General features: G+C 55.2%; 17 protein-coding genes and 4 tRNA genes. 3 read left to right on the top strand and 18 right to left on the bottom strand.

The window, feature by feature from the left end; all coding sequences use genetic code 11:
* Positions 1-36: 36 nt before the first annotated feature.
* The 14 genes from rpoC to CLV45_RS14890 all read right to left on the bottom strand — a co-directional run bounded on the left by rpoC (position 37) and on the right by CLV45_RS14890 (position 16,641).
* Entirely contained in the window at positions 37-4,383 is a 4,347-nt protein-coding gene (gene rpoC, locus CLV45_RS14955) for a DNA-directed RNA polymerase subunit beta' (protein WP_100337273.1), read from the bottom strand.
* A gap of 355 nt (positions 4,384-4,738) precedes the next feature.
* Positions 4,739-8,629 (bottom strand): DNA-directed RNA polymerase subunit beta, encoded by a 3,891-nt coding sequence (gene rpoB, locus CLV45_RS14950; protein ID WP_394338489.1) that lies wholly within the window; start codon positions 8,627-8,629, stop codon positions 4,739-4,741.
* A gap of 204 nt (positions 8,630-8,833) precedes the next feature.
* A complete protein-coding gene (gene rplL, locus CLV45_RS14945) occupies positions 8,834-9,211 on the bottom strand; it encodes a 50S ribosomal protein L7/L12 (RefSeq protein WP_100337271.1) in 378 nt (125 codons plus the stop codon).
* Positions 9,212-9,277: 66 nt separating this feature from the next.
* Positions 9,278-9,832: a 50S ribosomal protein L10 gene (rplJ, locus tag CLV45_RS14940; protein ID WP_100337270.1), complete on the bottom strand. Its 555-nt coding sequence runs from the start codon at positions 9,830-9,832 to the stop codon at positions 9,278-9,280.
* A gap of 17 nt (positions 9,833-9,849) precedes the next feature.
* The gene (gene rplA / locus CLV45_RS14935; RefSeq protein WP_100337269.1) at positions 9,850-10,545 is read right to left on the bottom strand and encodes a 50S ribosomal protein L1; all 696 of its coding nucleotides are present in this window, start codon (positions 10,543-10,545) and stop codon (positions 9,850-9,852) included.
* A gap of 21 nt (positions 10,546-10,566) precedes the next feature.
* The gene (gene rplK, locus CLV45_RS14930; protein WP_100337268.1) at positions 10,567-11,010 is read right to left on the bottom strand and encodes a 50S ribosomal protein L11; all 444 of its coding nucleotides are present in this window, start codon (positions 11,008-11,010) and stop codon (positions 10,567-10,569) included.
* A gap of 188 nt (positions 11,011-11,198) precedes the next feature.
* Positions 11,199-11,759, bottom strand: a complete 561-nt coding sequence (gene nusG, locus CLV45_RS14925; RefSeq protein ID WP_100337267.1) for a transcription termination/antitermination protein NusG — start codon at positions 11,757-11,759, stop codon at positions 11,199-11,201.
* A gap of 15 nt (positions 11,760-11,774) precedes the next feature.
* On the bottom strand, positions 11,775-11,969 hold the full coding sequence (secE, locus tag CLV45_RS14920; protein ID WP_100337266.1) for a preprotein translocase subunit SecE: 195 nt from the start codon (positions 11,967-11,969) through the stop codon (positions 11,775-11,777).
* 52 nt (positions 11,970-12,021) lie between these two features.
* Positions 12,022-12,092 (bottom strand) — tRNA-Trp (locus CLV45_RS14915).
* A 127-nt stretch (positions 12,093-12,219) separates the two neighbouring features.
* On the bottom strand, positions 12,220-13,407 hold the full coding sequence (gene tuf / locus CLV45_RS14910; protein ID WP_100337265.1) for an elongation factor Tu: 1,188 nt from the start codon (positions 13,405-13,407) through the stop codon (positions 12,220-12,222).
* A gap of 168 nt (positions 13,408-13,575) precedes the next feature.
* A tRNA-Thr gene (locus CLV45_RS14905) sits at positions 13,576-13,647 on the bottom strand.
* A 28-nt stretch (positions 13,648-13,675) separates the two neighbouring features.
* Positions 13,676-13,748: transfer RNA gene (locus CLV45_RS14900), tRNA-Gly, on the bottom strand.
* 72 nt (positions 13,749-13,820) lie between these two features.
* Positions 13,821-13,900: transfer RNA gene (locus tag CLV45_RS14895), tRNA-Tyr, on the bottom strand.
* Positions 13,901-14,151: 251 nt separating this feature from the next.
* Positions 14,152-16,641 carry a M1 family aminopeptidase gene (locus tag CLV45_RS14890; protein WP_245882874.1) on the bottom strand — a complete coding sequence of 830 codons (2,490 nt, stop codon included), beginning with the start codon at positions 16,639-16,641 and terminating at the stop codon, positions 14,152-14,154.
* 200 nt (positions 16,642-16,841) lie between these two features.
* Between CLV45_RS14890 and CLV45_RS14885 the strand changes: the two genes are divergently transcribed.
* From CLV45_RS14885 to frr, 3 genes are all read left to right on the top strand, one after another.
* Positions 16,842-17,345, top strand: a complete 504-nt coding sequence (locus CLV45_RS14885) for a biotin/lipoyl-containing protein (protein ID WP_100337263.1) — start codon at positions 16,842-16,844, stop codon at positions 17,343-17,345.
* A 105-nt stretch (positions 17,346-17,450) separates the two neighbouring features.
* Positions 17,451-18,236, top strand: coding sequence for a UMP kinase (gene pyrH, locus CLV45_RS14880; protein WP_100337262.1), 786 nt, complete (start codon positions 17,451-17,453; stop codon positions 18,234-18,236).
* 98 nt (positions 18,237-18,334) lie between these two features.
* A complete protein-coding gene (gene frr / locus CLV45_RS14875) occupies positions 18,335-18,898 on the top strand; it encodes a ribosome recycling factor (protein WP_100337261.1) in 564 nt (187 codons plus the stop codon).
* A gap of 69 nt (positions 18,899-18,967) precedes the next feature.
* Here the strand turns inward: frr and nadD are convergent, their stop codons facing one another.
* From nadD to CLV45_RS14855, 4 genes are read right to left on the bottom strand one after another with little or no spacing between them, the layout of a single operon-like run.
* Positions 18,968-19,552, bottom strand: coding sequence for a nicotinate (nicotinamide) nucleotide adenylyltransferase (nadD, locus tag CLV45_RS14870; protein ID WP_100337260.1), 585 nt, complete (start codon positions 19,550-19,552; stop codon positions 18,968-18,970).
* Positions 19,549-20,133 carry a guanylate kinase gene (gmk, locus tag CLV45_RS14865; RefSeq protein ID WP_100337259.1) on the bottom strand — a complete coding sequence of 195 codons (585 nt, stop codon included), beginning with the start codon at positions 20,131-20,133 and terminating at the stop codon, positions 19,549-19,551. Before gmk ends, nadD begins: the two co-directional genes overlap by 4 nt.
* 9 nt (positions 20,134-20,142) lie before the next feature.
* Entirely contained in the window at positions 20,143-20,433 is a 291-nt protein-coding gene (locus CLV45_RS14860; protein ID WP_100337258.1) for a hypothetical protein, read from the bottom strand.
* A gap of 20 nt (positions 20,434-20,453) precedes the next feature.
* Complete coding sequence (locus CLV45_RS14855; RefSeq protein ID WP_100337257.1) at positions 20,454-21,092, bottom strand: sigma-70 family RNA polymerase sigma factor; 639 nt, start codon at positions 21,090-21,092, stop codon at positions 20,454-20,456.
* Between the last annotated feature and the right edge of the window lie 71 nt (positions 21,093-21,163).

The following is a 21,163-nucleotide window of genomic DNA, read 5'->3' as shown; positions in this document are numbered from 1 at the left end:
ATTTCTCCAGTCGGCTTTTCCAGTATTCACTTCAGCTTAGTCAGCCGATACTTCACGCTTGGCGCGCGAGGCGCGGGTCTTCGGCTCGGGAGCGTCCGACTTGGCGGGAGCCGTAACCTCGGGCTCATCTTTCGACCCAACGACCTGACGCGTGTATTCGCGCAGACCGGTACCGGCCGGGATGAGGTGACCTACGATTACGTTCTCCTTCAGGCCCAGCAGTTCGTCGGCCTTGCCACGGATGGCGGCTTCCGACAGCACCTTGGTCGTCTCCTGGAAGGAAGCGGCCGAGATGAACGACTGGGTACCGAGCGAAGCCTGGGTGATACCCTGCAGCGTGGGCCGCGATACGGCCGGCTGGGCTTCCCGAACTTCGACCAGCTGCAGGTCGCGACGACGCAGCGAGGAGTTCTCGTCGCGCAGGCGACGGGCACTCACAATCTGGCCGGGCTTCAGGTTCGTCGAATCGCCGGAGTTCGTTACCACCTTCATGTCGATGATGGTATCGTTTTCTTCCATGAAGACGATTTTGTCGATAACCTGGTGCTCCAGGAAAGTCGTGTCGCCGGCGTCCAGAATCACAACTTTCTGCATCATCTGGCGAACGACCACCTCGATGTGCTTATCGTTGATTTTCACACCCTGCAAGCGGTATACTTCCTGAATCTCGTTTACGAGGTATTCCTGCACGGCACCGGGGCCCTGAATGCTCAGGATGTCCGAAGGCGTAATGGCCCCATCCGACAGCGGCATGCCGGCGCGGATAAAGTCGTTGTCCTGCACCAGAATGTGCTTGGACAGCGGCACCATGTACTTCTTCTTGACACCGTCTTTCGACTCGACAAAGATTTCGCGGTTACCACGCTTCACGGTACCGTAGGTTACCACACCGTCGATTTCCGACACAACGGCCGGGTTCGAGGGGTTCCGGGCTTCGAAAAGCTCGGTAACGCGGGGCAGACCACCGGTGATGTCGCGGGTTTTACCCACGGCCCGAGGAATCTTAGCCAGAATGTGACCAGCCTTGATTTTCTCACCGTTGTCGACGTTGATGTGCGAACCCACCGGGATGCTGTAAGCACGCTGGCCTTCCTCGGCGTCCTTCTTCCCAGCCTTCACGATGATGGAGGGGTTCTGGGCCTTGTCGCGGCTTTCGATGATTACTTTCTCGCGGTGACCGGTCTGCTCATCCGACTCCTCACGGTAGGTGACACCTTCCGTAATAGCGTCGTACTGGATGGTACCATCAAACTCGGCCAAGATAACGGCGTTGTAGGGGTCCCAGTTGTTGAGCTCTTGGCCTTTCTCTACCTCCTGGCCTTCGTTGACCAGCAGGAACGAACCGTAAGGAACGTGGTTCGAGATGTAGACCTTGCCGGTGCCTTTCTCCACGATGCGGATTTCGCCCGAACGACCCATAACTACTTTCACCGGCTCGCCTTCGGCGTTTACGGAGTCAACAGTACGGATGTCTTCGAACTCAATTACACCGGCGAATTTGGCGCGCAGGCTGGCTTCCACGGCAATGTTGGAAGCCGTACCACCTACGTGGAACGTACGCAGCGTGAGCTGGGTACCAGGCTCACCAATCGACTGAGCGGCAATTACACCTACAGCTTCCCCTTTCTGGACCATGCGGCCCGACGACAGGTTACGGCCGTAGCACTTGGCGCAGATACCACGCTTCGACTCGCAGGTCAGTACCGAGCGGATTTCCACCGACTCAATAGCCGTAGCATCGATGCGGCGGGTGATTTCCTCGGTGATTTCGGTACCAGCGGGCAGGATAACCTCGTCCGTCATGGGGTCCACGATGTCGTGAACGGCCACGCGGCCCAGGATACGCTCGGCCAGGGGCTCTACTACGTCCTCGTTGTCCTTCAATGCGAAGGTCTCGATGCCGCGCAGGGTGCCACAGTCGTTTTCGTTCACGATTACGTCCTGCGACACGTCTACCAGACGACGGGTCAGGTAGCCGGCGTCAGCCGTCTTCAGGGCGGTGTCGGCCAGACCCTTACGGGCACCGTGGGTCGAAATGAAGTACTCGATTACGTCCAGGCCTTCTTTGAAGTTCGACAGAATCGGGTTTTCGATAATCTCACCTACCGAACCCTGCAGCGACTTCTGCGGCTTGGCCATCAGACCCCGCATACCGCCGAGCTGACGAATCTGCTCGCGCGAACCACGGGCACCGGAGTGCATCATCATGTAAATCGAGTTGAATCCCTGGTTCTCCTTTTCGAGGCGACCCATGAGGGTTTCAGTGATTTGGTTGTTGATGCGGGTCCAGATGTCGATAACCTGGTTGTAACGCTCGTTGTCGGTAATCAGACCCATCTGGTAGTTCTGAGTAACGGCCTTCACGTCGTTCTGCGCTTGCAGCACCAGGGCATCCTTCTCTTTCGGAATCTGGATGTCGCCCAGACCCATCGACAGACCGCCTTTGTAAGCCGACTGGAAGCCCAGCGTCTTGATGTCGTCGAGGAACTGTGCGGTGCGGGCCATGCCGGTCCGCTTGAACACCATCGAAATGATCTGCTGGAGTTTCTTCTTAGTCAGCAGCTCATCCACGAAACCTACTTCGGTGGGCACGAGCTGGTTGAACAGCACGCGGCCGGCTACGGTCTCGATAATCTTCGTTACGAGGTTATCTTCCTCGTCGCGAATCTGGGTGCGCACCTTAATATAGGCGTGCTTGGAAAGCTGACCTTCGTTGAGAGCAATTACCACTTCCTCGTCCGAGTAGAACATGCGGCCTTCGCCCTGGATCTTCTCGTCGTCGGTGCTGCGCTTGCCTTTGGTTACGTAGTACAGACCCAGAACCATGTCCTGCGACGGTACCGCGATGGGCGCGCCGTTGGCGGGGTTCAGGATGTTGTGCGAGGCCAGCATCAGCATGGAGGCTTCCAGGATAGCAGCCGGGCCCAGGGGCACGTGCACAGCCATCTGGTCACCGTCAAAGTCAGCGTTGAAAGCCGTACAAACGAGCGGGTGCAGCTGGATAGCCTTGCCTTCGATGAGGCGGGGCTGGAATGCCTGGATGCCCAAGCGGTGCAAGGTAGGAGCCCGGTTCAGGAGCACTGGGTGGCCTTTCAGCACGTTCTCCAGGATGTCCCATACCACGGCGTCCTTGCGGTCCACGATTTTCTTAGCCGACTTTACCGTCTTCACAATGCCGCGCTCGATGAGCTTACGGATGATGAAGGGCTTGAACAGCTCGGCGGCCATGTTCTTGGGCAGACCGCACTCGTGCAGTTTCAGCTCAGGACCTACCACGATTACCGAACGACCGGAGTAGTCGACACGCTTACCGAGCAGGTTCTGACGGAAGCGGCCCTGCTTGCCTTTCAGCATATCGGACAGCGACTTCAGAGCTCGGTTGCCTTCGGCGCGCACGGCGTTTACTTTCCGCGAGTTGTCGAAGAGCGAATCCACGGCTTCCTGCAGCATGCGCTTCTCGTTCCGCAGAATCACCTCGGGAGCCTTGATTTCGATCAGGCGCTTGAGGCGGTTGTTGCGGATGATAACGCGGCGGTACAGGTCGTTCAAGTCGGAAGTGGCGAAACGGCCACCGTCCAACGGCACGAGGGGGCGCAGTTCCGGCGGAATCACCGGCACCATGCGGATGACCATCCACTCGGGCTTGTTCTCGATGCGGGTAGCCGCGTCGCGGAAAGCTTCCACTACGCGCAGACGCTTCAACGCTTCAGCTTTACGCTGCTGCGAAGTCTCGTGGGCGGCCGAGTCGCGGAGGCTATAGGAAAGCTCGTCGAGGTTGGTGCGCTCCAGCAACAGCTGCAGAGCATCGGCCCCCATGCGGGCAATGAATTTGTTAGGATCTTCATTCGGCAGCATCTGGTTCTCGCGGGGGAGCTTGTCGATGATGTCGAGGTATTCGTCTTCGGTCAGGAAGTCCAGCTGCTGTACGCCTTCTTCGGCAAGTACACCGGGCTGCACTACCACGTACCGCTCGTAATAGATAATCTGGTCGAGCTTCTTGGTGGGCAGGCCCAGCAGGTAGCCGATTTTGTTTGGCAACGACTTGAAATACCAGATGTGCGCTACGGGCACCACCAGTTCGATGTGGCCCATCCGCTCCCGGCGTACTTTCTTCTCGGTCACCTCCACGCCGCAACGGTCGCAGATGATGCCCTTGTAGCGAATCCGCTTGTACTTGCCGCAGTGGCATTCCCAGTCCTTTACCGGACCGAAAATCCGCTCGCAGAACAGGCCGCCCATTTCGGGCTTGTACGTCCGGTAGTTAATCGTCTCCGGCTTCACAACTTCGCCGTTCGACCGCTCCAGAATGGATTCGGGCGAGGCCAGCGAAATAGTGACTTTCGAGAAGTCCTGTACCAGTTTTTTGTTTTTTGCAAACGCCATGTAGTAGAGCTGTTAGCTGTTGGCTTTGTGGCTGCCTTGAATGATCGGCTCTTCTTAAGAGGAGTCCGAAAAACCAAAACAGTTCGACTCTGATAAAAGTGCTCTGCCGATCGGATAGGTACGTCGGGCAGTAGGTTTCGTCAGGTCTGATGGGTAAGAGCGCAGGTTTTGGCAAACCTGAGCTTGGTGCGGCTAGCTGCTGCTGGCTTTAAATGCCGTTCTGACCATATCTCGGAACGACGCCGGCGGCAGCTATTCTCGGCTGCCCGAACCGCGGTAAACTCTATTGTATAAAGCCCGAAATAGGAGTTGCCGGTACCGGGGCACCAACAACTCCTAATTTCAACTGACTTTACTAGTCCAGCGTGATTTCCAGGGCCAGACCACGCAGCTCGTGAATGAGTACGTTGAATGACTCGGGGATATTCGGCTTGGGCAGTACGTCACCTTTTACAATGGCTTCGTAGGCCTTGGCCCGACCGATAACGTCATCCGACTTCACGGTCAGGATTTCCTGCAGTACGTTCGACGCACCGAAGGCTTCCAGAGCCCACACTTCCATTTCACCGAAGCGCTGACCACCGAACTGCGCCTTACCACCCAGCGGCTGCTGCGTGATGAGGGAGTACGGCCCGATGGAGCGGGCGTGCATCTTGTCGTCGACAAGGTGACCCAGCTTCAGCATGTAAATCACACCGACCGTTACCGGCTGGTCGAACTGCTGACCGGTCAGACCGTCGTGCAGGTACGAGCGGCCGAAGGTGGGCAGCCCGGCTTCCGTCAGTTCCTTCGATACTTCCTCTTCGGTAGCACCGTCGAAAATCGGGGTAGCGTAGGTACGGCCCAGCTTGAGGCCGGCCCAGCCCAGTACGGTTTCGTAGATCTGACCGATGTTCATCCGGCTAGGTACACCGAGCGGGTTGAGCACGATGTCCATGGGCGTACCGTCGGCCAGGAAGGGCATGTCCTCATCGCGCACGATGCGGGCTACTACCCCTTTGTTACCGTGACGACCTGCCATTTTATCACCCACCTTCAGCTTGCGCTTCTTGGCGATGTATACTTTGGCCAGCTGTACGATACCGGCGGGCAGTTCATCCCCTACTTCCAGGGTAAACCGGTCGCGCTTGAAACGAGCCGTGATGGTGTTGCGGCGCTTGGTGTAGTTTTTCACCAGTTGCAGCAGCATTCCGTTCACTTTGTCGTCGGCAGTCCAGTTCTCCAGGATCAGGTCCTTGAACATGTTCACCTCTTCCGGCACGGCGTAGTTGCTCTCGTCCTTATAAGGGTTCTTGTCGGGGAAGAGGGCATCGGTGATGTTCTTCTTACCAAACTTGACCCCTTTAGTCAGGATTTCGTCGCCAAACTTGTGCTTCACGCCTTGCGACGTCTTGCCTTCCAGCAGCTGCACCAGTTTGTCGATCATCACGGCTTTCACCCCGCGAAGCTCCTTGGCGTAGGAATCCTTCAGCTCTTCGACTTCCTTCTTCGACTTGGCCCGCAGGTTTTTGTCTTTCTTCGGACGCGAGAACAGCTTGGTGCCAATCACAACCCCGTTCAGGGATGGTGGCGCCTTAAGGGAGGCATCTTTCACATCGCCGGCTTTGTCACCGAAGATGGCGCGGAGCAGCTTCTCTTCCGGAGTCGGATCCGTCTCGCCCTTCGGCGTGATTTTACCGATCAGAATGTCGCCTTCCTTCACCTCAGCACCCAGACGGATAATACCGTTGTCGTCGAGGTTGCGAACGGCTTCTTCGCTTACGTTCGGAATTTCCGACGTCAGTTCTTCCTCGCCGCGCTTGGTTTCCCGCACTTCGAGTTCGAACTCCTCAATGTGAATCGAGGTGAAGATATCGTCACGCACAACGCGCTCCGAAATAACGATGGCATCCTCGAAGTTGTAACCCTGCCAGGGCATAAAGGCCACCTGCATGTTACGACCCAAGGCCAGCTCACCGTTATTAGTGCCGTAGCCTTCGCACAGTGGCTGACCCTTCGTCACGCGCTGTCCGCGCTTCACGATAGGGGTCAGGTTGATGCAGGTATCCTGGTTGGTCCGACGGAACTTGATCAGATCATAGGAAATCTTCTCCGCGTCGAAGCTCACCAGAATGTCGTCTTCGGTCAGATCGTATTTCACTACAATCTTATTGGCGTCAACGTAGTCGATAACACCATCACCTTCGGCAACAACCAGCGCACGCGAGTCAATAGCGGTACGACCTTCCAAGCCGGTGCCCACGATGGGCGCCTGCGGACGGAGCAGCGGTACGGCCTGACGTTGCATGTTCGAACCCATCAGGGCCCGGTTGGCGTCGTCGTGCTCCAGGAATGGAATCAGCGAAGCAGCCACCGATACAATCTGGTTCGGCGCTACGTCCATGTAGCTGTATTCGTCGGGACCAACCACGGGGAAGTCACCTTCGAAACGGCCTTTTACCAGCTCGTTGATGAAGTTACCGTTCTCATCGATGCGGGCGTTAGCCTGGGCAATGTGGTGGGTATCTTCTTCTTCGGCAGTTAGGTATTTTACGTTCGAGCTGGTATCCACTTTGCCGCTCTCTACCGTGCGGTAGGGCGTTTCGATGAAGCCCATCGAGTTAACGCGGGCGTGCACGCACAGCGACGAAATTAGACCGATGTTCGGTCCTTCCGGCGTTTCGATGGTGCAGAGGCGGCCGTAGTGGGTGTAGTGAACGTCCCGTACTTCGAAACCAGCCCGCTCGCGCGACAGACCTCCCGGCCCCAGTGCCGATACGCGACGCTTGTGCGTCACCTCGGCCAGCGGGTTGGTCTGGTCCATGAACTGCGACAACTGGTTGGTGCCGAAGAACGAGTTGATAACCGACGAGAGCGTACGGGCGTTGATCAGGTCAACGGGCTTGAAGTCCTCGTTGTCCCGCACGTTCATGCGCTCCTTAATGGTACGCGCCATCCGGGCCAGACCGACGCCAAACTGAGCGTAGAGCTGCTCACCCACGGTACGTACCCGACGGTTCGACAAGTGGTCAATGTCGTCGACTACTGCCTTCGAGTTGATCAGGCCAATCAGGTACTTCACGATGAGAACAATGTCCTCGTTGGTCAGTACCCGAGCTTCCCAGTTCTTGTCGAGGCCCAGCTTCTTATTGATACGGTAGCGGCCTACGTCCCCGAGGTCGTAGCGCTTGTCCGAGAAAAACAGCTTTTGGATAATGTCGCGGGCAGTTTCTTCGTCGGGAGCTTCCGTGTTCCGGAGCTGACGGTAGATTTGCTCAACAGCTTCCTTCTCCGAGTTGGAGTTATCTTTCTGCAGCGTGTTGTAAATGATTGCGAAGTCCGCAATGTTCACGTTCTCGCGGTGCAGAATAACTGACTTGGCCCCAGCGTTCAGGATGGTGTCAATGTCGTCCTCCTCGATGGTCGAGTCGCGCTCCAGCAGCACTTCGTTCCGGTCGATAGATACCACTTCACCGGTATCCTCGTCCACGAAGTCTTCCGTCCAGGTGCGCAGCACCCGGGCAGCCAGCTTCCGGCCGACGGCTTTCTTCAAAGCCTTCTTCTCAGCCTTCACCTCTTCCGACAAACCGAACAGGTCAAGAATGTCTTTGTCGGTGCCGTAGCCGATGGCACGCAGCAGCGTGGTAACCGGGAATTTCTTCTTCCGGTCAATGTAGGCGTACATCACGTTGTTCACGTCCGTGGCAAATTCAATCCACGAGCCTTTGAACGGAATGATACGGGCCGAATACAGCTTCGTGCCGTTGGTGTGCTTGCTCTGGGCAAAGAACACACCGGGCGAACGGTGCAGCTGCGAAACGATAACCCGCTCGGCGCCGTTAATGACGAACGAGCCTTTTTCGGTCATGTAGGGGATGTTACCCAAGAACACTTCCTGCTCAATCGTTTCGAAATCCTCGTTGTCCGTATCGTTACAGATCAGGCGCAACTTGGCTTTCAGCGGAACCGAATACGTCAGGCCACGGTCGATGCACTCGTCCACCGAATACTTCGGCGGATCGACGTGGTAGTCCATGAACTGCAGTACGAAGTTTTCGCGGGAATCCGAGATGGGGAAGTTCTCGGCGAATACCTTAAACAGGCCTTCGTCGGTGCGGCTTTCGGCCGCCGTCTCCAACTGGAAGAAATCCATGAACGAGCGAACCTGCACGTCCAGGAAATCCGGATACTCGATAACTTTCTTAATCTTGGCGAAATTGATTCGCTCGTCGGCTTTCTGCAAAGCCTGTGCTTTCGGTGTAGCCAATGCGTTGAAGGTTAAAAATGGACACTGAAGCGTACTAAACTATCGGCAAACCCTGCCGCGCCCTCGTCCGTTACCCGTAGGCACAAAAAGCCGCAATGCGGCGTCTGGGGGCAATCTGGTAAAGATCGTAGCCTACAAACAGGAAAAGACCTGGCTTAGTTGCCAGGCCTATCCTTATTTGTATGAGAAAAAGCGCGGGGCAGCTTACTTAACTTCTACTTCAGCGCCGGCTTCTTCCAGTTGCTTCTTCAGGCCTTCAGCCTCGTCTTTAGCAACACCTTCTTTCAGGGGCTTGGGAGCACCGTCAACCAGTTCTTTGGCTTCTTTCAGGCCCAGACCGGTCAGGTCTTTTACCAGCTTAACTACTGCCAGCTTGCTTGCGCCAGCCGATTTCAGGATTACGTCGAAGGCCGTCTTCTCCTCGGGAGCTTCAGCAGCAGCAGCGCCACCACCAGCTACCATTACGGGAGCAGCAGCAGCAGGCTCAATGCCATACTCGTCCTTCAGGATCGTAGCCAGTTCGTTTACTTCTTTCACCGTCAGGTTAACGAGCTGCTCAGCGAATGCTTTCAAATCTGCCATTTCTGTAGATTGTTAAAAAAAGAGGGGGTTGTTGAATTTGATTTAGGGAGAAAAAGGTAGGGGCAATTAAGCAGCCGCCTCTTCTTTTTCGGAAAGCGTCTTGAGGATGCCAGCCAGCTTGTTGCCACCGCTCGACAGAGCGCTGATAACGTTCTTGGCGGGCGACTGGAGCAGACCGATAACTTCACCGATAAGCTCATTTTTGCCTTTCAGCGTGCTCAGGGTTTCGAGCTGCTCAGCACCCAGGTAGATGCTGGCGTCGATGTAAGCACCCTTCAGAGCGGGCTTCGGAACAGCGTTTTTGCCGTAGTTCTGAGCCTTATAGAAGTCCTTCAGCAGTTTGCCGGGAGCGTTGCCGGCCTCTTTCGAGAACAGTACACCCGACTGGCTTTTCAGCGCTGCGTCCAGCTCAGCCGTGTCCGTATCCAGCGTGTCGAGCGCCTTGCGGATCAGCGTGTTTTTGTACACTTTGAACTCCAGGCCACGGTTGAAGCACAACCGGCGGAATTCGTTGATTTTCGCCACCGACATTCCCGAAGCATCGGTAATGTAGAACGCGTTGTGCGATTGAAACTTTTCGCTCAACTCGTCGACGAGGGCTTGTTTTTCTTCCCGGGTCATATCGTCTTGATTGTGAATTAAGCGGAAGTAACCGAAGTGTCAACCGGAACGGCGGGGCTCATCGTGCTGCTCAGCGTGATGCTCTTGATGTAGGTGCCTTTGGCCGACGAAGGCTTCAGACGGATCAGCGTCTGGATTACTTCGATGGCGTTTTCAGCCAGCTTCTGGTCATCAAAAGACACTTTGCCAACGCTGGTGTGAATGATACCGGTTTTGTCAACTTTGAAGTCGATTTTACCAGCCTTCACTTCCTGTACTGCCTTGGCTACGTCGGTCGTTACCGTACCCGACTTGGGGTTTGGCATCAGACCACGGGGGCCAAGTACGCGGCCCAGGCGACCTACTTTAGCCATTACCGACGGCATCGTGATAATCACGTCGATGTCGGTCCAGCCTTTCTCGATTTTCGAGATGTAGTCGTCCAAGCCTACGAAATCAGCGCCGGCAGCGGTAGCTTCGGCCTCCTTGTCGGGAGTAACCAGAGCCAGAACGCGTACGGTTTTGCCGGTACCGTGGGGCAGCGTAGCAACGCCACGAACCATTTGGTCGGCTTTACGGGGGTCAACGCCCAGACGTACGTCGATGTCAACGGAAGCGTCAAACTTGGTGTAGGTAATGTCCTTCACCACTTTGGCTGCCTCAACAAGGTTGCGTACCTGCGTCAGGTCGTGTTTGGCAAGGGCTTCCTTGCGCTTTTTGCTAACTTGTGCCATCAGTTTTCTTCTCCTTTAAAGTTATTCAGCAAAGGGAGAATCGCCCTTGATGGTAATACCCATGCTGCGGGCCGTACCTGCCACCTGCTTCATGGCCGACTCCACCTGGAAGGCGTTCAAGTCGGGCATTTTCACTTCGGCAATCGTGCGGATTTGGTCCCACGTAACCGAACCTACCTTGTTCCGGTTTGGCTCTTTCGAACCACCCTGGAGCTTGGCAGCTTCCAGCAGCATTACTGGTGCCGGAGGGGTCTTCACCACAAAGTCAAACGACTTGTCGGTGTACATGGTGATCAATACGGGACATACTTGGCCGGCCTTATCCTGGGTGCGAGCGTTGAACTGCTTGCAGAATTCCATGATGTTAAGGCCTTTGCTACCAAGTGCAGGTCCAACCGGCGGCGAGGGGTTCGCAGCGCCTCCCTTTATCTGAAGCTTCAGATAACCTCTAATTTCTTTGGCCATTGGTTTGAAAGGCTTCGGGCTGTATGTCGTAACACAAGCAGCCCTCCGTTTTATTTTATGTGTGCTCTAGTGGAAGCCCCGCCGGCTCAGAGCGAATAACCGACGACGTTCTTTGCAGAAGTTAGATCAGAGAGCGTAGAATCAGGAGGTCTCTCCCACTTCTACGCTCTCGTCTTGTACTAGCTGACTTATGATTCTTTCTCGACCTGGGTGTAGCTCAGCTCCATGGGCGTGCTACGGCCGAATATTTTCACAATTACATTGAGCTTCTTGCGCTCTTCGAACACTTCCGAAACGTTGCCGGAGAAGCCACTGAAAGCTCCATCGACTACCTTCACCAGCTCGCCTACCACAAATGGAGTTTCGAGGCTGGCCGTTTCTTCTTCAGCTTCGTCCACAATGCCCAGAATCCGGTTTACTTCGGACAGGCGCAACGGAATTGGCTTTGTGTTCGTGCTTTTACCTTCTTTGTCGCTCAGGAAACCAATTACCCCAGGGGTGCTGGTAATAATGTGGTCAACTTCGCCGTGGGTCAGGTCGGCGTGGATTAGGATGTAGCCAGGAAAGAAGTTCCGCTCCCGAACGCGCTTCTTGCCGTTGCGCATTTCGTAAACCTTCTCGGCCGGAATCAATACCTGGGGCACCAAGTCAGACAGGCCATGACGACCAATCTCGGTTTCCAAGTACTGCTTGGCTTTTTTCTCCTGTCCGCTAACCGAACGAACTACGTACCACTTCAACTCTCCCATCTCTACTAAATTCGATTAACGGAATGAGTTGTAAAACGCTTCGAGGCTCTTATTGAACACTACGTCCATAATGCCTACTACTGCGGCAAACACGAGCGAACCGATGAGCACCAGACCGGCACTCTTCTGCAGTTCCTCAAAAGAAGACCACGTTACCTTGTAACGCATCTCCTCCGTGGTATCGCGGAAATATTTCGTCAGCTTGCTCATGGTGCCGGTTTTGGCTTTAACTACTGCGGTTACTTCTCCGTAACCAATCTTGCACGGGCGGAGAGATTCGAACTCCCATCAAAGGTTTTGGAGACCTCTATTCTACCCTTGAACTACGCCCGTGGATGCGTCCCTTTTCCTTTAAAGCCGGATTGGGACTGCAAATGTACTGAACTCTTTATACAAAACAAATCCGCCCCTGAAAAAATCAGAGGCGGATTGTATTGATTTACTGGATATCCAGCAGAAACTAGTCGAGGATTTCAGTTACCTGACCGGCACCTACCGTACGGCCACCTTCGCGGATAGCGAAACGCAGACCTTTCTCCATTGCCACCTTGTTGATCAGCTCAACTTGGATGGTGATGTTGTCACCGGGCATTACCATTTCAACACCTTCTGGGAGGGTGATGATGCCGGTAACGTCCGTGGTACGCAGGTAGAACTGGGGACGGTAGTTGTTGAAGAAGGGCGTGTGACGGCCACCTTCTTCTTTCGACAGCACGTACACCTCAGCTTTGAACTTCTGGTGAGGAGTTACCGAGCCGGGCTTGCAGATAACCATACCACGACGGATGGCTTCTTTTTCAATACCACGGAGCAGCAAACCTACGTTGTCACCAGCTTCGCCACGGTCGAGGATCTTGCGGAACATCTCAACACCGGTTACGGTCGACTTCAGACCTTCAGCACCCATGCCGAGGATGTCAACCTGCTCACCCGAGTTGATGATACCACGCTCGATACGGCCGGTAGCTACCGTACCACGACCCGTGATAGAGAATACGTCCTCTACGGGCATCAGGAAGGGCAGGTCGGTCAGACGAGCAGGAATCGGAATGAACGAGTCAACAGCATCCATCAGCTCTTCGATCTTGGGAACCCAGTTGGCATCGCCATTCAGGCCACCCAGAGCCGAACCCTGGATAACGGGAATGTTGTCGCCGTCAAAGTCGTAGAACGAGAGCAGTTCGCGGATTTCCATTTCCACGAGCTCGAGCAGCTCGGGGTCATCCACCATGTCCACTTTGTTCATGAACACAACCAGCTGAGGTACACCTACCTGGCGAGCCAGCAGGATGTGCTCACGCGTCTGGGGCATCGGACCGTCGGTAGCAGCTACTACGAGGATAGCGCCGTCCATCTGGGCAGCACCCGTTACCATGTTCTTCACATAGTCAGCGTGACCGGGGCAGTCAACGTGAGCGTAGTGACGGTTTTCGGTAGCGTACTCTACGTGAGCGGTGTTGATGGTGATACCACGCTCTTTTTCTTCGGGAGCATTGTCAATCGAAGAGAAGTCACGCTTAGCAGCCAAACCTTTGTTCGCCAGTACCGTGGTGATAGCAGCAGTCAGGGTGGTTTTGCCGTGGTCGACGTGCCCGATCGTACCGATGTTCACGTGCGGCTTGGAACGATCAAAATTTTCTTTGGCCATTGTAAAGAGATTAAGAGGAGATTTGTGGGGATGAGAGTAAAACGCGACTGAGCTATACTACAAGAAAGCGAAACGCAGCTCCACCTAGGGCCTGCACGTCGCTTTACCTGTTTGACAGATCCAAACAGTGCAGTCGCGCTGCTCCGTCGGTATTTGTAATGTAATGTGAGCCATTTATGGGATTTGAACCCATGACCTCTTCCTTACCAAGGAAGTGCTCTACCACTGAGCTAAAACGGCTTATGTGTTGTACTCGGGACTTGCTTAGAGCGGGAGACGAGGTTCGAACCCGCGACCTGCAGCTTGGAAGGCTGCCGCTCTACCAACTGAGCTACTCCCGCGTTTGTGAGCTTTAAAATAGAGATTCGACGATTTAAGTTCACCGAATCTCTATTTCAACATTTCACTTACTGTGGGGGTAACAGGACTCGAACCTATGAACCCGAAGGAGGTGAGTTACAGTCACCCGCAATTGCCGCTATGCGATACCCCCAGTTAGTTTTTCAGCACCGTTTGCACTGATTATTTTCCCTTTAAAACCTGCCCTTGAAGTGGGGTGGTTGCTAAAGGAGTTGCAAAATTAGGCACTTTCTGATGCAAGTCAAGTCTGTCGGCAAAAATCGTTGCAATATTTTTCTGACGGCAGACCTGAATTTTCGTTGATTCCGGAGCTAAGACGCTGATTCCAGAGGACTAACACCCCGAACAAACCGGGTGAAGAGCTGCAATAATTTTTATTAAAATTTATTGCAGCAGGCTGTAGAAAGCCTTTAACTGGCTGTCTTTCTCCTTGGCTTTGATGTCCTGTAGCACGGGCTTCAGGCTGGGGGTACTAGCCACGAGCGTGTTCAGAGCACGGTAGGCGCCTAGTTTCACAGCATAGTTGCGGTGGGTACGGGCTAGGGTTTCGAGCTTCTGGATGCCCTTCTCCCGCTCGATAGGCGGAATCTTGGTCATCAGGGTGCCGAAGTTCTGCAGGTAGTTATAGAGGTCTTCTTCGGGCACGTCGTTGAGACGGCGCAGGAACCAGGGGTATTGGTCAAGGTTGCCGTTAAGCGAATAGTAGTTGGCCAGGGCGTTCAGAACCGCCGTGCTGGTAGTTTCCTGCATCGAGCTGATCCGGTCCCGGGTGCCGACCGTGGGTGCTTTGGTTAGAGCCGTAATAGCAGCGCTGGCCACGAGGTAGGAACTGTCGTTGAGCGCCACGCTGTAGACATCCCCAAAGTCCTCGTTGGGGAAGGTAGAGAGAGTAGCAATGGCCGTAGCTCGCACTTGACTTTTTACGTCGCTGGCCGCCACGCGCTTAATATCCTTGCGCACGGCGTTGCCCTCGGGGCCTTTGTATTTGCGCAGGGCTTCCAAGGCCGCATTGCGCACGGCCCAGAAATTATCATTCAGGGCATTGCGCAGCAGGCCGCTCACGGCCAGGTCCCCTACTTTGTTGCGCAGCCCGTCAATGGCTTCGTACTTCTGCAGGTAGTTGCGGGCATTGTAGTACTGGAACATGAGTTCATCCTGGGTGCGCTCCTCCTGGATTTTGGCCAGCAGCTGACCTTCGGCATCGAACTTGACCAAGTTGGGGCGTTGGGGAGCCGCCCATTGGAAGGTCTGGTCGGCTTTGGTGACGACGATGCGCGTATCAGTGGCCTGCTTGTTAATCCAGGTGGTGACCGTGACGGGCAGACGGTAGATGGGCGTGAAGGTAGAGTCCTGAATTTGCTGCACCCGCATACTCACCTGACCGTTGGCATAGGAGTGCGTGATGCGCAACTCGGGGTGACCACGCTGCATAAACCACTGGTCGAAGAACCACATCAGGTCTTCGCCGGTCGTTTCCTCGAAGGCAATGCGCAGTTTGGCTATTTCGGAGGCCGAAAACTTGTTGGTAGTCAAATACCGGTTGAGGGAGGCGTAGAAAGCCTCGTCGCCCACGTATTTGCGCAGCATGTGCAGCACCCGCCCACCTTTGTCGTAGGAGTGCCGGTCGAACATATCCTCCCGCTCGGCATAATGGTAGCGAATCAGGGGCTCCCGCTTACTTTCGGCTTCGCTCAGGTACTGGGTCAGTTTCTCTTGCTGCACCAGTTCAGCGGCATCGGCGCCGTATTTATTCTCAGCCCAGAGCAATTCGGAATAATCGGCAAAAGCCTCGTTCAGGGGCAGGTTGCTCCAGCTTTCGGCCGTTACGTAGTCGCCGAACCACTGGTGGAACAGCTCGTGGGCAATGGTACCCTCAGTAATATAGGTTTTGTCGAGCTGCTCCCGCGGCGTCAGCTGGGTCCACTCCTGCCGGATAGTGGTAGCCGAAGTGTTTTCCATGGCGCCCGACACAAAGTCACGGATGGATACCTGTGCATATTTCTCCCAGGGAAAGTCGACGCCTAGCTTCTTGGAAAAGAAGTCGAGCATGGCCGGCGTATTGCCAAAGATGGTTTTGGCCGTGCTCTGAAACGCGGGTTCCACGTAGTAGTCGACGGCCTTACCGCGCCAGGTGTCGTTGACGACGGCAAAGTCGCCGACGGCCATCATGGTCAGGTAAGGCGCCGCCGGCAGACTTTGCTTCCAGACGTCGGTGCGGGTACCATCAGTGTTTTTCTTGGAGGAAACCAGCAGGCCATTCGACAGCGTCTTGTACTGCGCGTCCACGGTCATGGCAATTTCCTGGGTCATGCGCTGATTGGGCTTGTCGATGGTCGGAAACCAGCAGGAATTAGCTTCCGTCTCGCCCTGGGTCCAAATCTGCTTGGGCTTATTCTTCTCCGTGCCCAGCGGATTAATAAAGTACAGACCCTTGTTGCCGGTAATGGCCGCGCTGCCCCCCTGCTCCAGCTCGTTGGGCTTGGCCGTGTAGCTGATGCGAATCTGGTAGGGCTCGGTGCGGGTGTAGGGCCGGTCGAGGGTAATGGTAATCTTACGCTTGTCGTAAGTATAGTTCAGGTTTTTTTCTTTACCGCCGGCCAGCAGGCGCACACTCTTAATGTCGAAGCCCTTGGCGTCAAGTACTACTTGCGTCTGGGGGTAGAAGTGCGGACGCAGCGTCAGCGAGGCCGTACCGAGCAGCCACTGCTTGGCCCAGTCGAAACGCACGTCGAGCTTGGTATCCAGCAAATCCGTGACGATGGTAGCCGCGGGCTGCACCGGGTTGGTGGGCGGCAGCCAGGAAGGTACGATAATGGTACTCGAAACTGACTCCGTAACGGGTAGGTCGGCAGCAGGCACGGCTTTCTTACGCACGGCAGGCTTTTCCGAAGAAGGCTTTACCGTTTTAGCAGTCTGCGCCGGAGCTGTCAGATGGCACGTAAGGACCAGGCCGAGAATGCCGAGGACCGAGTATTTCATGCAGAGTGGCAATAGGGGTAAGTGGGCTAAAGTTCCGAAAATATTTCAGATTTGGCCTATCTTTAAGCCCTTTTCCGCCCATCTGCCCCCTCTTTATGCTACAGGTAAGCACCGGTTCCAATCAGACCTGGGATGTTGAATATCGTCCTACTGGCTCCACACTCGTTAATGGTGAGCCATTTAGTTGGGACCTGGTTTCGCTTGGAAATGGCCGCTACCACCTGCTACACGAGGGTCGCTCCTATTCGGCCGAGGTAATCAGCGCCGACTACGCCGCCAAAACCTTTGTACTAAAGCTCAACGGTCAACTGCTGGAGCTACAGGCCAAGGACCGGTTCGATTTGCTGCTCGATAAGCTGGGCATGAGCAATGCCGCAGCCAGCAAGGTGAACGAGCTCAAAGCCCCCATGCCCGGTCTGATTGTCGCCATCCGGGTAGAGCCCGGCCAGCAGGTGCAGAAAGGCGACCCGCTGCTGGTACTGGAAGCCATGAAAATGGAGAACATTCTCAAAGCGCCCGGCGACGGTACGGTGGGCGCCATCAAGGTCGGCCTGCGCGACAACGTCACCAAAGGCCAGGTGCTTATTCAATTCAGCTAAGTTTTTAACCTGTTCCTCGTTTGCCAGTATACCGGTTTAGACGATAAAATTGCCTGGGCCGGCTGCTGTCCACGACGAACATCTTCACGCTTAATCCCCCCACCTTTGAAGTACAACCGAATTCTGCTAAAACTGAGCGGTGAGGCCCTGATGGGCCAGCAGCAATATGGCATTGATGCGGTCCGCCTGATGCAATACGCCGAGGAAATCAAGACGGCCGCGGCGACCGGTACGCAGGTAGCCGTCGTCATTGGCGGGGGCAACATCTTCCGGGGTGTGCAGGCCGAAGCCTTTGGCCTCGACCGGGTCCAGGGCGACTACATGGGCATGCTGGCCACGGTCATCAACTCCATGGCCCTGCAGAGCGCCCTGGAGAAGCTCGACGTGAATACGCGCCTGCTCTCGGGCGTTACTATTCAGCGCGTGTGTGAGCCCTACATCCGCCGCCGGGCCCTGCGCCACCTCGAAAAAGGCCGGGTGGTCATCTTCGGCGCCGGCATTGGCTCGCCGTACTTTACCACCGATTCGGCGGCTTCGCTGCGAGCCATTGAAATTGAGGCCGACGTAGTGCTCAAAGGCACCCGCGTCGACGGTATCTACACCGCCGACCCGGAGAAGGACCCCACCGCCACGCGCTACCCGGAAATTACCTTCGACGAGGTAATGGAGAAGAACCTTAACGTGATGGACATGACGGCCTTCACCCTGTGCAAGGAAAATAACCTGCCCATCATCGTATTCGACATGAACAAGCCTGGCAACCTGCAACGCCTGATTGAGGGTGAAACCGTCGGCACCCGGGTTTCCATGAATGGCTCGAAGGCGCCGAAGCTGGAGCCCAAGCACAGCGCCCTGCAGCCTTCCCTGACCACACCCACAGAGCAGGCTTAAGAAATTCTGATGGCTGGATTTTGAATGAGGATTATTTCGTTCAACATCCAGCCTTCCGGCTATTTAACTTCCAACATTCAACACTTAACCTTTCAAAAGTGGACGAAGAAATTCAGTTTTACCTTAGCGAAGCCGAAGAGTCGATGGGCAAGTCGCTGCAGCACACCAGCCTCGAGATGAGCCGCATCCGGGCCGGCAAAGCGTCGCCCGCCATGCTGGACGGCCTGCGGGTGGATTACTATGGTACTCCCACGCCGGTTAGCCAAGTAGCGAATATCTCTACTCCCGACGCCCGCACGATCTTCATCAAGCCCTGGGAGAAAAACATCATTGCCGAGGTAGCCAAGGCCATCAAAAATAGTGACCTGGGGCTGAACCCGCAGTCGGATGCCGAGGGTGTGCGCCTGAACATTCCGCCCATGACCGAGGAGCGCCGCCGCGACCTGGTAAAGCAGGCCAAGACCGAAGCCGAATCGGGCAAAGTCCGCATCCGCGGTATTCGTAAGGACGTGAACGAAGCCTTGCGCAAGCTGCTTAAGGACGGAGCCGCCGAAGACTCCGTGAAAGATGCCGAAGCCAAAGTGCAGAAAGCCACCGACTCCTACATCAGCAAGGTAGACGACCTGCTGAGTAAGAAGGAAGCGGAAATTATGACCATCTGATTAAGGCTCGTTCCGAATCTAAAAAGCCCCGACAGTTACCTGTCGGGGCTTTTTTATTTGTGACTAAACTTAACGCCAGAAGCCTTTTGCCAGAATTTGGGCTTCCACCGCCTCGGGGACTAAGTAGCGGATGGACTTACCGGAGTGCACACAGTCGCGGATGAAAGTGGCCGATATATCCAGTAGCGGCGCTTCCACCACCCGCACGCCGGGATGGGCGTTTACGTCGGTAGCATCAACTCCGGGGCGGGGGTACACATACACCGCGTATTCGGCCAGAATCCTGTCGGACTGCTTCCAGCGGGGCAGGCCCGGCAGGTTGTCTTCGCCCATGAGCAAGACAAAGCTGTGGTCGGGATAATGGCGGTGCAGCTCATCGAGCGTATCGATGGTATAGCTGGGCTTGGGCATGGCAAACTCAATGTCCAGAGCCCGGAGCCGGTCGTTGTGCTGAATGGCCAGGCTTACCATATCAAACCGTTCCTGCTCGCCCAGCATCTCCTGCCCTACTTTAAATGGGCTCTGGGGCGACACTACCAACCACACAGCATCCAGATCGGTGTGCGTGGCCATGAAATGAGCCAGGATCAGATGACCGGTGTGGATGGGATTGAAGGAGCCGAACAGCAGCCCTATTTTGGGAGTTGGTTTCACAAAATAGCCGGCTCGGTGGTAATAAACTCGCGCACCAGCTTGGCCGCCTGCTCAGTGGCATGGTCCAAGTCGTCGTTGACTACCGTCACATCAAACCGGTCCTCGAAAGTCAGCTCGAAATTGGCTTTGTAGAGCCGGGCCGAAATACTCGAAGCCGAATCGGTAGCGCGGGTACGCAGACGCTGCTCGAGTACCTCCAAGGACGGAGGTTTTACAAAGACGGCCAGGGCACGGTCTTTATAAAACTCCTTAATACTGAGGCCACCTTTGACGTCGACGTCCAGAATGGCATGCTTGCCGCTTTCCCAGATACGCTCAATCTCGGATTTGAGGGTGCCGTAAAAGGCCCCTTCGTACACTTCTTCCCATTCCACAAACTCGTCGTGGCGAATTTTCTCCTGGAATTCCTGGACGGAAATGAAGTAATAATCTTTGCCATTGGCCTCGGTGCGGCCGCGCTTGTCGCGCGTGCAGGCCGAGATGGAAAAGCTCAGCTCCGGAATTTGTTCCATGAGCCGGTGGACGATAGTAGTCTTACCGGCACCGGAGGGAGCCGAAAAAGCGATGATTTTACCCTGCATGGGGTAAAATTAGGCCATTTCTGCTTGAACGCGCGCTAAAATTGTTTGCGAAAGCGAAGTTGGCACGCCTTTCCGCCCTACGTGCTGGGACAGGAAGTCGATGAAAATCTGCTGCTTCTCAATGCTATCAAAGCACGGTGAGCAATCTTCGGCGTGGTTGACAAAGTATTCTTCGTCTTCCGCGCTAGGCTCGTGGCCTACGATGATTTGGTCGAGAATTGTGTTCACGCGTTCACAATCAGCCCCCTCCACTTGGGAAGCAGCTTGTTGATTGGTTGATGTAGTAGCAGTGTTTTCCATAACCGAGCCCGGTGTAAAGTTTATTCGTTTTCGTCCTCAACATCAGAGCCATCGATATCGTTACCGTAGCCCATTGATTTTGCGTATTTTTCTAGTTTTTCCTTCAGGAAATTGCGCGCCCGGTGCAAACGGGAGCGGACAGTCCCAATCGGAATGTCCAATACTTTCGCCATTTCCTCATAGGTAAACCCTTCCAGGTCGCAGAGGATAATGACGGTCCGAAAGTCGACGGGCAGGGAGTTCAGGGCGCTGGCCACCTCATCCCCAATCAAGTCGCGCACGGCCTGCTGCCGCATATCCGACGACGTGCTTCCCACGTCGCCTTCGGCCTCCACGTCTTCCGTGTTGTAATAGCCCTCTATTTCGCTGTAGTCGACTTTAGCGGGCTGCTTACTTTTCTTGCGGAAGTCGTTGATGAACGAATTTTTCAGGATGCGAAACAGCCAGGCTTTGGCGTTGGTTCCCTGCTCAAAGTACTCGAAGAAGCGGTACGCCTTCAGATAAGTCTCTTGGACGAGGTCGTTGGCGTCGTCTTCGTCGAGGGTGAGGCGGAAGGCAAAGTTGTACAGCGAGTCGAGCACGGGCATGAGTTCCGCCTGAAACCGGCGGTCTTTTTCCTCTTTGCTCAACTTCGGAACCCGTTCGGGAGAATCGCTCATGGGCGCTAAAAGATTGCGGCTGCTCTAGTTAGAAAATAGCAGCCGTGTAAACAAATGTACAGATTATACTA

Source organism: Hymenobacter chitinivorans DSM 11115 (assembly GCF_002797555.1).
Lineage (GTDB): Bacteria > Bacteroidota > Bacteroidia > Cytophagales > Hymenobacteraceae > Hymenobacter > Hymenobacter chitinivorans.
This window is presented reverse-complemented; position numbering and strand designations above follow the sequence as displayed.

Coding starts and splice junctions, on each gene's coding strand:
- CLV45_RS14855 (WP_100337257.1), bottom strand. CDS start 21,092: ATGAGCGATTCTCCCGAACGGGTTCCGAAGTTGAGCAAAGAGGAAAAA.
- rplL (WP_100337271.1), bottom strand. CDS start 9,211: ATGGCAGATTTGAAAGCATTCGCTGAGCAGCTCGTTAACCTGACGGTG.
- CLV45_RS14860 (WP_100337258.1), bottom strand. CDS start 20,433: ATGGAAAACACTGCTACTACATCAACCAATCAACAAGCTGCTTCCCAA.
- gmk (WP_100337259.1), bottom strand. CDS start 20,133: ATGCAGGGTAAAATCATCGCTTTTTCGGCTCCCTCCGGTGCCGGTAAG.
- rplJ (WP_100337270.1), bottom strand. CDS start 9,832: ATGACCCGGGAAGAAAAACAAGCCCTCGTCGACGAGTTGAGCGAAAAG.
- rplK (WP_100337268.1), bottom strand. CDS start 11,010: ATGGCCAAAGAAATTAGAGGTTATCTGAAGCTTCAGATAAAGGGAGGC.
- rplA (WP_100337269.1), bottom strand. CDS start 10,545: ATGGCACAAGTTAGCAAAAAGCGCAAGGAAGCCCTTGCCAAACACGAC.
- nusG (WP_100337267.1), bottom strand. CDS start 11,759: ATGGGAGAGTTGAAGTGGTACGTAGTTCGTTCGGTTAGCGGACAGGAG.
- secE (WP_100337266.1), bottom strand. CDS start 11,969: ATGAGCAAGCTGACGAAATATTTCCGCGATACCACGGAGGAGATGCGT.
- CLV45_RS14885 (WP_100337263.1), top strand. CDS start 16,842: ATGCTACAGGTAAGCACCGGTTCCAATCAGACCTGGGATGTTGAATAT.
- tuf (WP_100337265.1), bottom strand. CDS start 13,407: ATGGCCAAAGAAAATTTTGATCGTTCCAAGCCGCACGTGAACATCGGT.
- rpoC (WP_100337273.1), bottom strand. CDS start 4,383: ATGGCGTTTGCAAAAAACAAAAAACTGGTACAGGACTTCTCGAAAGTC.